This window comes from Streptomyces sp. SAS_270 (assembly GCF_052543295.1).
In genome coordinates, this window is record NZ_JBMNDS010000052.1 from 20,511 (window position 1) to 34,007 (window position 13,497).

At 70.1% G+C, this 13,497-nt stretch carries 8 protein-coding genes and 3 tRNA genes; 7 read left to right on the plus strand and 4 right to left on the minus strand.

The annotated features are described in order from the left end of the window. Positions 1-14: 14 nt before the first annotated feature. The 3 genes from ACN6LB_RS29110 (at position 15) to fxsT (ending at position 6,094) form a co-directional block, all read left to right on the plus strand. On the plus strand, positions 15-707 hold the full coding sequence (locus ACN6LB_RS29110; RefSeq protein ID WP_445028509.1) for an AAC(3) family N-acetyltransferase: 693 nt from the start codon (positions 15-17) through the stop codon (positions 705-707). A 126-nt stretch (positions 708-833) separates the two neighbouring features. Further along, complete coding sequence (locus ACN6LB_RS29115; protein ID WP_445028479.1) at positions 834-2,165, plus strand: TIR-like protein FxsC; 1,332 nt, start codon at positions 834-836, stop codon at positions 2,163-2,165. Continuing rightward, positions 2,162-6,094 (plus strand): FxSxx-COOH system tetratricopeptide repeat protein, encoded by a 3,933-nt coding sequence (gene fxsT, locus ACN6LB_RS29120; protein WP_445028480.1) that lies wholly within the window; start codon positions 2,162-2,164, stop codon positions 6,092-6,094. Before ACN6LB_RS29115 ends, fxsT begins: the two co-directional genes overlap by 4 nt. A gap of 7 nt (positions 6,095-6,101) precedes the next feature. On the opposite strand, the gene ACN6LB_RS29125 is transcribed toward fxsT, so the two are convergent. The 4 genes from ACN6LB_RS29125 to ACN6LB_RS29140 form a co-directional block, all read right to left on the minus strand. Further along, positions 6,102-6,977, minus strand: a complete 876-nt coding sequence (locus ACN6LB_RS29125) for an alpha/beta fold hydrolase (RefSeq protein ID WP_356132929.1) — start codon at positions 6,975-6,977, stop codon at positions 6,102-6,104. Between the two features lie 265 nt (positions 6,978-7,242). Continuing rightward, positions 7,243-7,316: transfer RNA gene (locus ACN6LB_RS29130), tRNA-Ile, on the minus strand. A 164-nt stretch (positions 7,317-7,480) separates the two neighbouring features. Next, positions 7,481-7,553: transfer RNA gene (locus ACN6LB_RS29135), tRNA-Asn, on the minus strand. Positions 7,554-7,559: 6 nt separating this feature from the next. Next, positions 7,560-7,632 (minus strand) — tRNA-Asn (locus ACN6LB_RS29140). 145 nt (positions 7,633-7,777) lie between these two features. Here ACN6LB_RS29140 and ACN6LB_RS29145 point away from each other — a divergent pair. The 4 genes from ACN6LB_RS29145 (at position 7,778) to ACN6LB_RS29160 (ending at position 13,459) form a co-directional block, all read left to right on the plus strand. Next, positions 7,778-8,083, plus strand: a complete 306-nt coding sequence (locus tag ACN6LB_RS29145; RefSeq protein WP_356132931.1) for a YtxH domain-containing protein — start codon at positions 7,778-7,780, stop codon at positions 8,081-8,083. Positions 8,084-8,189: 106 nt separating this feature from the next. After that, positions 8,190-9,644, plus strand: coding sequence for an FGGY family carbohydrate kinase (locus ACN6LB_RS29150; RefSeq protein ID WP_445028481.1), 1,455 nt, complete (start codon positions 8,190-8,192; stop codon positions 9,642-9,644). 153 nt (positions 9,645-9,797) lie between these two features. Continuing rightward, positions 9,798-11,531: an ABC transporter ATP-binding protein gene (locus ACN6LB_RS29155; protein ID WP_445028482.1), complete on the plus strand. Its 1,734-nt coding sequence runs from the start codon at positions 9,798-9,800 to the stop codon at positions 11,529-11,531. Beyond that, complete coding sequence (locus tag ACN6LB_RS29160; protein ID WP_445028484.1) at positions 11,531-13,459, plus strand: ABC transporter ATP-binding protein; 1,929 nt, start codon at positions 11,531-11,533, stop codon at positions 13,457-13,459. The genes ACN6LB_RS29155 and ACN6LB_RS29160 overlap by 1 nt, the downstream gene beginning before the upstream one ends. The last annotated feature ends 38 nt before the right edge of the window (positions 13,460-13,497 follow it).

A 13,497-nucleotide genomic window follows, 5' to 3' on the forward strand; every position in this document is an offset into this window, starting at 1 on the left:
GAGGCGGTGTCCTCATGGTGCACGCCTCCCTCGGCGGCAGCGGGCTGCGCGACACCCAGGTCCGGGACGCCCTGCTGGACGCGCTGGGCCCCGGCGGCACGCTGGTGGTGCCCGCGTTCACGCAGGAGAACTCCCGTACCTCCCGGGCCCACCGAGCACTGACGAGCCACCTCACGGAGCGGGAGAAGGAGGAGTTCCGCGACTCGATGCTCCCCTACGCACCGGAGACGACTCCCTGCCTGGCCATGGGGCGGCTGGCCGAGTGCGTCCGCACCACACCCGGTGCCGTGCGCAGCGCCCACCCGCAGACCTCCATGGCGGCGCTCGGGCCCCGCGCCGCCGAGCTGCTCGACGGGCACGATCCGCACTGCCTGCTCGGGGAGCGCTCCCCCCTCGCGCGGCTGTACGCGGCGGGGGCCCAAGTCCTGTTGCTGCGCGTGGGGTTCGAGGTGTGCACCGCGTTCCACCTCGCCGAGTACCGCACGACCCCGCCCCGGCCCAGGCGCACCTATCAGTGCGTGATGGGCGAGAAGGGCAACTGGGTCACGTACGAGGACACCGCTCTGGACGACAGCCCCTTCGCCGTTCACGGGGCTGAACTTCCTCCCGCACTTCTCACGGGGGGCGAACTGGCGGGGAGGAATGTGACTCTTTTCGACATGCGCCCGGCCGTCGACTTCGTCGGCGCGCGGATGTCACACGGATGACTGGATATCGCCAGTAAATGACGTGAAAGCGGCGACCCGTTCGGGCAGGTCGTCGGGCACATTGTTGGTTCCGGCCAGATGGCGCCAGCGGCGGGATGAAGGCGTCATCGGCAGGCAGGGGGGCGCGTGAACACACCTGAACGAGATCGGGCATCGGACAACTGGCCCTACTTTTTTCTCAGTTACGCGCACACGCCGGCCTGGGGGTCCGGCGGCGGCGACCCCGATCACTGGGTGCACAGGCTTTTCACGGATCTCTGCGACCACATCATGGCGCTCACCGACCTCCCGGCCGGCGTCCCCGCGGGCTTCATGGACCGCGAGATGCGTTCGGGGGACGGCTGGCCGGAGAAACTCAGCGAAAACCTGGCCACCTGCCGGGTTTTCGTGCCGTTGTTCTCGCCGCGATACTTCACCAGCGAGAGTTGCGGACGCGAGTGGTTCGCCTTCAACGAGCGTATTCTGCGGGCTCGTTCGACCGGATCGGGAGACGTACCGGCGATCGTCCCTGCCCTGTGGACGCACGTCGACTACGCTCAACTCCCCGACTCCGTACGGCACATCCACATCGACCACGCGGCTTTGGGCGACCGCTACGCGGCCAACGGAATATACGGCCTGATAAAACTCAACCGGCTGCACGACGAGTACGAGGAAATAGTGCTCGGCCTCGCCCAGCGCATCGTCCGGGTCGCCCACGAGTCGCCGCTGCCGCCCAGCCGGCCCCGGCCCTACGAGTCCACGCCCAGCGCATTCAAGCCGCGCGGCGAAGGACCCCGGCGCATCCACCTCACCATCGCCGCCCCCACCCGGCACACCATTCCGGAGCATCGTGACGTCCGCCCCTACGGTGAGGACGCCCAGGACTGGAACCCGTACCACTCGGAGAGCACCCGGCCGCTGCCCGCCCTCGCCGAGGAGCTGATCCGCTCGCTCGACTACCGGATCACCGTGTCCTCCTTCGACGACGACGAGCCCGGCGACGAGGACGGCTTCATCGGCTCCACCGCCGACCAGGAGAAGGCGACACCGACCCGGCCCGGCATCCTGCTCGTGGACCGCTGGGCGCTCGCCGACGAGGAGCGCCGGCGCAGACTCAAGGCCTTCGACACCCGCGCCCGCCCCTGGATCAGCGCCGTCGTCCCCTGGAACCGGGCGGACGTGCAGTGTCATGGCGCCGAGGGCCAGAAGCTCACGGCCGAACTGGAGCGCACCCTCCCGCTCATCCTGGACCGGGGGCGCCGCACCGACTGCCGGATCGCCGTCAACGGCGTCCCCACCCTCAAGGCGTTCACCGATGTGCTGCCGGCCGTCGTGGCGAACGCGACCCGGCAGTACCTCAAGCACGCGGCGGCCAACCCGCCCGCCGGCCCGCACCTGCCCAGGCCCCGCCTCGTGGGCCCCACCCACCCGCAGCCGTACCCGGACGCGGGACCCGACCACGGAGGAGAAGCATGACGGCCGCGCAGGACGGACGCATCATCACCTTCTACTCGTACAAAGGTGGCACCGGCCGCACCATGGCCCTCGCCAACACGGCCTGGATCCTGGCCGCCAACGGCAAGCGCGTACTCGCGGTCGACTGGGACCTCGAAGCCCCCGGCCTGCACCGCTTCTTCCATCCCTTCCTCGATCCCAGCGCGCTCGCCGCCACCACCGGCGTGATCGACATCATCAACGAGTACGCCTGGGCGGCCACCGCCGGAACCCAGCGCTCCGGGCCCTGGCACCTGGACTTCGCCGATGTCGAGCAGCACGCCATCTCGCTCACCCCCGAGCGCCTGGGCCTGCGCTTCAACGAAGGCGGCTCGCTCGACTTCCTCTCGGCCGGCCGCCAGGACCGCTCGTACTCGGCGACCGTGTCGTCCTTCGAGTGGGACAACTTCTACGAGCGCCTGGGCGGCGGACTCTTCCTGGACGCCCTGCGCGACAGCATGAAGGCGTCCTACGACTACGTCCTGATCGACAGCCGTACCGGCCTGTCGGACAACGCGGACATCTGCACCATCCAGATGCCGGACGTCCTGGTGGACTGCTTCACCCTCAGCGACCAGTCGCTGGACGGGGCGGCAGCCGTGGCGCGCAGCGTGCAGGACGGCTACCGCAAGCGCAGGATCCGCGTCCTGCCGGTCCCGATGCGCATCGACGAGGGCGAGAAGGAGAAGGTCGACGCCGGACGGGCGCTGGCGCGCCTCAAGTTCGACGGCCTGCCCAAGAACCCCGACGAGGGCGAGCTGAGCGCCGAGGAGCTCAGCACGTACTGGGGGAACGTCGAAATCCCCTACCGGCCGTACTACGCGTACGAGGAGACGCTGGCCACCGTCGGCGACGAGAGCGGCATCGCCAACTCGCTGCTGGCCGCCTTCGAGCGGCTCACCACCGTCATCTCGGACGGCGAGATCACCTCGCTGCCCACGGTCCCCGAACCGGTGCGGCTGCGCTGCCGCGACGCGTTCCTGCGGCGGCGGCCGTTGACCGTCGCGACGGACGTCGTCGTCGCGTACGCAGCGGAGAACCGCATGTGGGCGGACTGGGTCGAGTCGCTCCTCAAGCGCTCCGGCTGCAACGTGACCCTGCACGACATCTCGGCGGGACCCGTCGAACGCTCGGACAACACCACACGCATCCTCGTCCTGCTGTCGAACGCCTTCCAGAAGTCGAGGTACGCGGACGCCGTCTGGCGTGCCCTGACCGAGGCCGACGCGGACACCCCGCGCGGCGCGGTGGTCCCGCTGCGCGTCGACGAGGTCCGGCTGCCCACGGCCTACCTGGACCACAACCCCGTCGACCTGCACCGTCTCGACGAGGCCCAGTGCGTCATCTCGCTGCTCACCGCCGTCGACCTGCCCGGGCAGTCCGTGGAGAGCAGCGCGTCCGGCCCCCGCTTCCCCGGCAGCGCCCCGGCGCACTGGAACGCGCCGCAGCGAAACAACACCTTCACCGGCCGCAACATCATCCTGGACCGGGTCCGCGAACAGTTCGACAGCGGCGCCTCCTCCGTCGCGCCGCAGCCGCTCGCGCTGTTCGGCCTCGGCGGCGTCGGCAAGACCCAGGTCGCCATCGAGTACGTGCACCGCTTCATGGCCGACTACGACCTCGTGTGGTGGACGTCGGCCGAACACGAGGACGACGTGGTCGCCTCGCTCGCCGAACTCGGCGCCCGCATCGGGGCGCCGGGCGGCGACGACATGACGATGGCCAGCCAGGAAGCCGTGCAGATGCTGGCCCGCGGGCTGCCGACCAAGCGGTGGCTGCTCATCTTCGACAACGCCGACGACCCGTCCTGGCTCTCCCGCTACTTCCCGCAGGGCGGCGGCCACATCCTCATCACCTCGCGCAACCAGGCCTGGGTGCAAGGGGGTTCGGCACTGCCCATCGACGTCTTCCTGCGCGAGGAGAGCGTCGAGCACCTCACCCGGCGGGCCTCCGGCCTGAGCCTTGAGGAGGCCGACAAGGTGGCGAACGCGGTCGGCGACCTGCCGCTCGCGGTCGAGCAGACGGCGGCCTGGCTCGCCGAGACGGCCACCCCCATCGCCGACTACCTCCAGCAGCTCGCCGACCAGACCACCGACGTACTGGCGCTCAACCAGCCCGCGGACTACTCGCACTCCGTGGCCGCGACCTGGAACATCTCCATCGCGCGCCTGAAGGAACGCTCCCCCGCCTCGGTCCGGCTGCTGCAGCTCTGCGCCTTTCTGGCTCCCGAGCCGATCTCCTCGCAACTGCTCTACAGCAAGGAGATGATCGACGCCCTCAAGCCGTACGACGCCTCGCTCCAGGAGAGTCTGCTGCTCGGCCGCGTCATCCGGGAGATAGGCCGGTTCGCGCTCGCGAAGGTCGACCAGGTCAGCAACAGCATCCAGGTCCACCGGCTGGTGCAGGCCGTGATCCGCGCCCAGCTGACCGAGGAGGAGCAGCAGCAGGCGCGGCACGTCGTGCACACCGTGCTGGCCGGTGCCCGCCCGGACGGCGACGAGCCCATCGACGACCCGGAGACCTGGTCGCGCTTCTCCGTCATCTGGCCGCACCTCACCGCCTCCGATGCCCGCAACTGCTTCGACGCGGCCACCCGCCGCCTGCTCATCGACCGCGTGCGCTACCTCTGGAAGCGCGGCGACTTCCCGGGCGCCCAGCGCCGCACCGAGGAACTGCTCGTGCACTGGAAGGAGTTGCTGGGCGAGGACGACGTCCAGTATTTGTATCTGCGCTGTCAGCTCGCCAGCGTGCTGCGCTCCCAGGGGCGATACGTGGAGGCCCGCGAGATCGACACGGAGCTGCTGGACCGGCAGCGCCGCGTCCTTGGCCCCTCGCATCCGCACACCTACGTCACGACGTCCAACCTCGCCGCCGACCTGGCGGCGCTCGGCGAGTACCGCTCGGCGGTGGGTCTCGCGAGGGAGGCGCACGACGGGTTCAGCCAGATCTTCCACGAGTCGCACCGGCGCACGCTCAGCGCCGCCAACAACCTCGCGCTCGCGCTGCGCATGGTCGGCCGCTACGGCGAGGCGCGCGCCCTCGACCAGGAGACCCTGGACCGTCGTATGGAGGTCCTGGGCCCCGACCACCCCTACACCCTGGCCTCCGCCGAACGCCTCGGCCGGGACCTGCGCGAGGTCGGCCGCTACTCCGAGTCCGTGGCACTGCTCTCCCGGACGTACGACGCCCACAAACGTCTGCTCGGCAAGGGGTTCCCCGGCACCCTGCGGTGCGCCAAGTCGCTCGCCGTCTCGCTGCGCAGGGCGGGGCAGTTCGAGGACGCCCGGCGGCTGACGACGGCGACACGTTCCCAGTACCGGGCGCAGTACCCGAAGCCGACGCCGGACTCCCTGGCCTGCGATCTCAACCTGGCCGCCGACCTGTTCGCGGCCGACGAGCGGGAGGCCGCGCGCGAGGTGGCGCAGGACGCGCTCGCCGAGTACGTGAAGGTGCCGGGCGAGGCGCACCCCTACACCCAGGCCGCGCTGAACAACCTCGGCATCTTCCACTGGGGATGCGGGGACATCGAACAGGCGGAGGAGGTCTTCAGCCAGGTCCTGCCCCGTATGCAGGAGATCCTGGGCGACCAGCACCCCCACACCCTCTTCTCCGGTGTCAACTACGCCAACGTCCTCGCCGACCAGGGCCGCCTGGCGGAGGCCGGCGTCCTGGAGGAGAAGGCCGTGACCACGCTGCGCACCGTCCTCGGCCCGCACCATCCCGAAACCCTGGCCGTCGTCACCAATTACGCGCTCACCCTCGCGGCGGTCGGCCGCGAGGACGAGGCCCATCACGTCCGGGAGGAGGCCCTCACCGAACTGCGCATGCTGCTCGGCGAGGACAACGGCATCATCCAGGTCGCCTCCGACGAACGTCGCATATACCGGGACCTGGAGCCGCTGGCCGTATGAGGTTCCGTCAGACGAGCGCGCCGCCGATCAGCCAGCCGAGCACCTTGGGCAGGGCGCGCAGGGCCGCGAAGTGCGCTGCCGTCGGCTCGACGACCTTCTTGGCGCGGGGGATGCGGTCGGCGAGCCAGGAGGCATGAGAGGCGGGCGAGAAGACGTCGTGCTCCCCGTGCCACAGCAGCACGGGGACACGGATGTCCGCGGGGTCGAAGCCCCAGGGGCCGGTCAGCGCGAGGGCGTCGTCGATCCAGCCGTACGGCGAGGTGCGCAGCGCCTCGCGGAAGTTGCGCAGCAGCATGGAGCGCATCGCCGTGTCCGACACGATCGAGCGGTCGTCGGCGGTGAGGTCCCGGCGCAACTCCTCCAGCAGCCGTCCCGGGTCGTTGCGGATGGCCGCCGAGCGTGGGATCAGCCGTTCCTCGAAGCGCTCGGGGTCGGTGAACGCGGTGCGGAACTCGTCGACGTTGGAGGGTGCCATGCCCGCGAACCAGTCGAGCCCCTCGGCGTCGCGCGGGGCGAGGCCGACGAGCGCGGCGGCGCGGGTCACCCGGTCCGGCAGGAGCGCGGCGCAGGCCAGGGCGTGCGGTGCGCCGCCGGAGCGGCCGACCACCGCGAACCGGTCCACGTCCAGTGCGTCCGCGACGACCGCCACGTCCTGCACGACGTCCACGACCCGTCGCCCGGCCATGCGGTCCGAACCCCCGTAGCCGGGGCGGTCGTAGCTGATGAGCCGGGTGCCGCGCTGGTACAGGAACATGGAGCGTGGTCTGGGGCCGACCCGGCTGCCGGGCATGCCGTGCATCAGGAACACGGGGTGCCCGTCCGGATCGCCCGACACCTCGACCCGCAGCAGCCGTCCGTCCACCGTTCGCACATGGTCATGCACAGCGCTTCCCCCCTCCCTCAGGCGAACAAGTCGCCTAGGCCCGACGGGCCGGGACCACGCTGCCCGAACCTTGCCCAACAGCCCACCCCCCGAAACGATTTCGCAGGTCAACCGGGCCCGAGATCAAGCCACTCGAAAGCGGCACCCGGCGCCCCCGCGCCGGCACCGCTCAGAGCCCCCCGGACACAACTCCGCCCCGACCGGTGACATCCGGTCAGGGCGGTGAAGACGCAGGTCGCATCGATTCTGCACGCGTAGCGCGTAGTGGGGCGGGTGGGACTCGAACCCACGGCCGACGGATTATGAGTCCGCTGCTCTAACCGGCTGAGCTACCGCCCCTTACGGCGCGTCGCGCACACTTGTGCGCGCCGTCTGCCGCAGCATAGCCGCTCATACGATCTCCTGCTTCGGATGGTCGGCATCGCATGACCATGAGGACTTCGCCGTGGTCTGCGTGGTTCCCCGGACATGAAAAAGGACCCCCAAGGGGTCCTCTTCCGCTGCTCTCCCGACTGGACTCGAACCAGTAACCTGCCGGTTAACAGCCGGCTGCTCTGCCAATTGAGCTACAGGAGATCGAAGCTCCCCCGACTGGACTCGAACCAGTAACCTGCCGGTTAACAGCCGGCTGCTCTGCCAATTGAGCTACAGGGGATTGCCTCGTTGCATCGAACGTACCTACCTGGGTATTCGCCAGGGGGCGTGCGCTCGCTGCGACACATACATTAGCGCAAGCAGGGGGGTGCTCCGCCAATCGGTTCCCTCCCCACCGAAGCCGACGCAAGGGAAGGGTGGCCGTCATGCGCTACCGGCTCACATTCGTCGCCGGACTGGCCCTGGGTTACGTGCTGGGCACGCGGGCCGGGCGCGAGCGCTACGAGCAGCTGAAGAAGTCCGCTCGCCAGGTCGCGCAGAACCCGGCGGTGCGCAACACCGCCGAGTCCGCCGCGCAGCAGGGGCGCGCAGCCGCGGGCAAGGCGTACCACGTGGTCAGCGAGAAGGTCGGGGACCGTGTGCCCGACTCGGTCGCCGACCGGGTGCGCTCGCTGCGGGAGCGGAACACGGACGGTTCCGGCGAGGACGACTGGGGCAGCAGCAACACCTGACGGTGACGCCTCGGGCCGCCTCCCACGTACCAGGGACACCGGGTGTCCAACGGGTCACCGGTGACTTCGGCGCGCGCACCTCTCGCCGTACGGCAGAATTTCTGGCATGGGGATAGTCGCCGGGCTGGACAGTTCGCCCGATTTCACTCGCATCGTCGTCTGCGACACGGACACGGGTGCCGTGCTCAGGCAGGGGTATGCGCCGCATCCGGTGGAGCCCGCCGAGGGCGGCGGCCGTCCTTCGGACGTGGATCCGCAGGCCTGGCTGCTGTCCCTGGGCGAGGCGGCCGGCGGCGGGCTGCTCGAAGGCGTGCAGGCCATCGGCGTCTCAGCGCAGCAGAACGCACTCGTCCCGCTGGACTCGCAGGGCAACACGGTGCGCCCCGCGCTGGTCGGCGGTGACAAGCGCGCGCAGGTCGCGGCGGCGGATCTCATCGACGCGCTCGGCGGGCGCGAGGCGTGGGCCCAGGCGGTGGGCTGTGTGCCGCAGGCCGCCCAGCCGGTGACCAAGCTGCGCTGGATGAACAGGACCGAGCCGGACTCCGCGCAGCGCACCGCCGTGCTGCTGCAGGCCCACGACTGGCTCGTGTGGCAGCTGCTGGGGCGGCCGACGCGCAGGACGACCGACCGCGGCGGAGCCTCCGGCACCGGCTACTGGTCGGCGGCGAGCGGCGGGTACCGGCCGGATCTGGTCGAGCTCGCGCTCGGCCACCAGGCGATGCTGCCCGATGTGCTCGGTCCGTCCGACGCGGCCGGGACCACCCCGGAGGGGCTGCTGATCTCCGCCGGGACCGGCGAGACGATGGCGGCCGCCTTCGGGCTCGGCATCGGGCTCGGCGACGCGGTCGTCTCACTGGGGGCCTCCGGGTCCGTGATGGCCGTACACCCCGAGGCGCTGGTCGACGCGACCGGGATGATCACCTCGCTCGCCGACGCGACCGGGATGCACCTGCCGGTCGTCACCACGCTCAACGCCGTACGGGCGCTGCGCGGCGCCGCCGAACTGCTCGGTCTGCCCGACCTGGAGAGCCTGTCCGACCTGGCGATGAAGTCGACGCCGGGCTCCCACGGGCTCGTCATGCTGCCGTACCTGGAGGGCGAGCGGACCCCGAACCTGCCGCACACCGCGGGCACCCTCGCGGGCCTTCGGCGGGAGTCGATGCGCCCCGAGCACCTGGCGCGGGCGGCCTTCGAGGGCATGCTGTGCGGGCTCGCGGACGCGCTGGACGTGCTGCGCGGGCGCGGGGTCGACGTACGGCGGATCTTCCTGCTCGGCGCGGCCGCGGAGCTGCCCGCCGTGCAGGCCGCGGCGCCCGCGCTGTTCGGGGTGCAGGTCGTGGTGGTGCAGCCGGCGGACTACGCGGCGCTCGGCGCGGCCCGGCAGGCCGCCTGGGCCCTCGGCGTCTCGCAGGGCACCCTCGACCCGCGCACGCCGCCGATGTGGCAGGGCGCGGTCGCCCAGGTGCTGGAGCCGGGCGAGGAGCTGGCCGTCGGACAGGCCGTACGGCAGCAGTACGTGTCCGTACGGGAACAGACGCATCCGGGGGCGTTCCGGGCGTAGCAACACCACCGGCGTACGCCTCAAGGCTGAGGCCGGACGCGCTATTGGACCGCTCTTGGCTTAATCAGTTGAGGTAACACGGGGGGAGTGTCCGACGATAGGGGGTGGTGCACCACCGAACGCCCCGTCGCCGTCGACTCCGAGAGACCCCGCGTGCTCATACGACTTCTTCGAACCCACCTCAGTCCGTACCGCAAACCCATCGCCCTGCTCGTCCTGCTGCAGTTCCTGCAGACCTGCGCGACGCTCTACCTGCCCACGCTCAACGCGCACATCATCGACAACGGTGTCGTGAAGGGCGACACGGGCTACATCCTGTCCTTCGGCGCCCTGATGGTCGCCATCTCGCTGGCGCAGGTGGTCTGCAACACGGGGGCCGTCTACTTCGGCGCCCGTACGGCGTCCGCGGTGGGCCGGGACATCCGGGCCGCCGTCTTCGACCGGGTGCAGTCCTTCTCGGCGCGCGAGGTCGGCCACTTCGGTGCGCCGTCGCTCATCACCCGCACCACGAACGACGTGCAGCAGGTGCAGATGCTCGCGCTGATGACGTTCACGCTGCTGGTGTCGGCGCCGATCATGTGCGTCGGCGGCATCATCCTCGCCCTCGGCCTGGACGTGCCGCTGTCCGCCGTGCTGATCGCCGTGGTTCCGGTGCTCGGCATCAGCGTGACGGTGATCGTGCGGCGGCTGCGCCCGCTGTTCCGGAAGATGCAGGTGCGCCTGGACACCGTGAACCGGGTGCTGCGCGAGCAGATCACCGGCAACCGCGTGATCCGCGCCTTCGTCCGGGACGAGTACGAGAAGGACCGCTTCCGGGACGCGAACACCCAGCTCACCGAGGTGTCCCTGGGCACCGGCAGGATGCTGGCCCTGATGTTCCCGATCGTGATGACGGTGGTGAACCTGTCGTCGATCGCCGTCGTGTGGTTCGGCGCGCACCGCATCGACAGCGGGGGCATGCAGATCGGTGACCTGACCGCGTTCCTCGCCTATCTGATGCAGATCGTGATGTCCGTGATGATGGCCACCTTCATGTTCATGATGGTGCCGCGCGCGGAGGTCTGCGCGGAGCGGATCCAGGAGGTGCTCGACACCTCCAGCAGTGTCGTTCCCCCGACCGCTCCCGTCCTGGAGCTGCGCCGCCACGGCCACCTGGAGATCCGGGGGGCCGGGTTCCGTTACCCGGGCGCCGAGGAGCCGGTGCTGAAGGCCGTCGACCTGGTGGCGCGCCCCGGCGAGACCACGGCCGTGATCGGGTCGACCGGCAGCGGCAAGTCCACGCTGCTCGGGCTCGTCCCGCGGCTGTTCGACGCCACCGACGGCGAGGTGCTCGTCGACGGCGTGGACGTGGCGACCGTCGAGCCGCGGCTGCTGGCGAGGACCGTGGGCCTGGTGCCGCAGAAGCCGTACCTGTTCGCGGGCACGGTCGCCACCAACCTGCGCTACGGCAATCCCGAGGCGACCGACGAGGAGCTCTGGCACGCGCTGGAGGTCGCGCAGGCCAAGGGCTTCGTGGAGGGGCTGGAGAACGGCCTCGACTCCCCCATCGCCCAGGGCGGCACGAACGTCTCGGGCGGTCAGCGTCAGCGGCTGGCGATCGCCCGCACCCTGGTGCAGCGCCCGGAGATCTACCTCTTCGACGACTCCTTCTCGGCGCTCGACTACGCGACCGACGCGGCCCTGCGCGCCGCGCTCGGCCGCGAGACCGCCGAGGCGACCGTCGTGATCGTCGCCCAGCGTGTGTCGACCATCCGCGACGCCGACCGGATCGTGGTCCTGGACGAGGGCCGCGTCGTCGGCACCGGCCGCCACCACGAACTGATGGCGGGCAACGAGACCTACCGGGAGATCGTGCTCTCCCAGCTGACGGAAGCGGAGGCTGCCTGATGGCCGGGCCTATGGGGCGGATGATGGCCGGGGGCGGCCCCGATCAGCGCTCGATGGACTTCAAGGGATCCGGAAAACGGCTTCTCTCCCAGTTCAAGCCCGAACGCGTCACCCTGTACGGGATGCTCGTCGCCGTCGTGCTGAGCGTGGGCCTCTCGGTGGTCGGGCCGAAGATCCTCGGCCGGGCGACGGACCTGGTGTTCGCCGGGATCATCGGGCGGCAGATGCCGGCGAACGCGACGAAGGAGCAGGTCCTCGACTCCATGCGCAGGCGGGGCGAGGGCGGCGTCGCCGACATGCTCTCGGGTACCGACTTCACGCCGGGCAAGGGCATCGACTTCGACGCCGTGGGCAACGTACTGCTGCTCGCGCTCGGTACGTTCCTGGTGGCCGGCCTGCTGATGGCGGTGGCCACCCGGCTGGTGAACCGCGCCGTCAACCGGACGGTCTACCGGATGCGCGAGGACATGCAGGCGAAGCTGTCCCGCCTCCCGCTGTCGTACTTCGACAAGCGCCAGCGCGGCGAGGTCCTCAGCCGCGCGACCAACGACATCGACAACATCGGGCAGACGCTCCAGCAGTCGATGGGCCAGCTCATCAACTCGCTGCTGACGATCATCGGTGTGCTGGCGATGATGTTCTGGGTGTCCTGGCTGCTGGCGCTCGTGGCGCTGGTCACCGTGCCGCTGTCGTTCTACGTCGCCACGCGCGTCGGCAAGCGCTCGCAGCCGCACTTCGTGCAGCAGTGGCGCACCACCGGCAAGCTCAACGCGCACATCGAGGAGATGTACACCGGGCACACCCTGGTGAAGGTGTTCGGGCGGCAGGACGAGTCGGCGGCGCAGTTCGCCGAGGAGAACGACAAGCTGTACGAGGCCGGGTTCAAGGCGCAGTTCAACAGCGGCATCATGCAGCCGCTGATGATGTTCGTGTCGAACATCAACTATGTGCTGGTCGCGGTCGTCGGCGGGCTGCGGGTGGCGACGGGCGCGCTGTCCATCGGTGACGTGCAGGCCTTCATCCAGTACTCCCGCCAGTTCTCCATGCCGCTGACGCAGGTCGCGTCCATGGCGAACCTGGTGCAGTCCGGCGTCGCCTCCGCCGAGCGGATCTTCGAGCTCCTCGACGCCGAGGAGCAGGAGGCCGACCCGATGCCGGGAGCCAAGCCGGACGAGCTGCGCGGGCGGGTCGCCCTGGAGAACGTGTCCTTCCGCTACGACCCCGAGAAGCCGCTCATCGAGGACCTCTCGCTGAAGGTCGAGCCCGGGCACACGGTCGCCATCGTCGGTCCGACCGGCGCGGGCAAGACCACGCTCGTCAACCTGCTCATGCGGTTCTACGAGGTCACCGGCGGGCGCATCACCCTCGACGGGGTGGACGTCGCCACGATGTCCCGGGACAGCCTGCGCGACGGGATCGGCATGGTGCTTCAGGACACCTGGCTGTTCGGCGGCACGATCGCGGAGAACATCGCCTACGGTGCCTCGCGGGACGTGACGCGCGGTGAGATCGAAGAGGCCGCGCGGGCCGCACACGCCGACCGGTTCATCCGGACGCTGCCCGAGGGGTACGACACCGTCATCGACGACGAGGGCACGGGGGTGAGCGCCGGTGAGAAGCAGCTCATCACCATCGCGCGGGCGTTCCTGTCCGACCCGGTGATCCTCGTGCTCGACGAGGCGACGAGTTCGGTGGACACCCGCACCGAGGTGCTGATCCAGAAGGCGATGGCGAAGCTGGCGCACGGGCGGACGTCGTTCGTCATCGCGCACCGGCTGTCGACGATCCGCGATGCCGACACCATTCTGGTGATGGAGAACGGCGCGATCGTCGAGCAGGGCGCCCACAGCGATCTGCTCGCCGCCGACGGGGCGTACGCCCGGCTGTACAAGGCCCAGTTCGCGCAGGCCGTCGCGGAAGTGGACTAGCCGCCCGGTAGTTGATCCCAGGGGCCGCTCGCCTTGTG